At 48.7% G+C, this 279-nt stretch carries 1 protein-coding gene; it reads right to left on the bottom strand.

All coding sequences use genetic code 11. The features are described 5' to 3' along the window. Positions 1-279 (bottom strand): hypothetical protein (locus J0A66_RS23245; RefSeq protein ID WP_206576121.1); only part of this gene is annotated, 279 nt, incomplete at both ends.

The following is a 279-nucleotide window of genomic DNA, read 5'->3' as shown; positions in this document are numbered from 1 at the left end:
ATAATCGGTTGCATTAGTGCTGAGCAGCCTATCTGTTAATGCCACGTTTTCTTCATCCCAAGCAAATCCTGAAATGGCAGCTTTATGGTTCTCAGCGTTGTTGACACAAAGATCCATGAGGGCGCTGAGTGATTTCCCATCCTCTAGGGCTATGCTCAACCAACCGGCAACAAAGCATTCCCCCGGCTCACCACATTGCAAGAGAGACGGAATCAGCTGTGCGCCTTTCTCTGCGGCAACTTTTAACCCATCTAGATGGGCTTCCAGCTGTTCTTCTAA

It is taken from the genome of Bowmanella dokdonensis, assembly GCF_017254865.1.
GTDB classification, from domain to species: domain Bacteria; phylum Pseudomonadota; class Gammaproteobacteria; order Enterobacterales; family Alteromonadaceae; genus Bowmanella; species Bowmanella dokdonensis.
The sequence above is the reverse complement of the archived record's forward strand: the minus strand, read 5'-3'. Positions and strand labels throughout refer to the sequence as shown.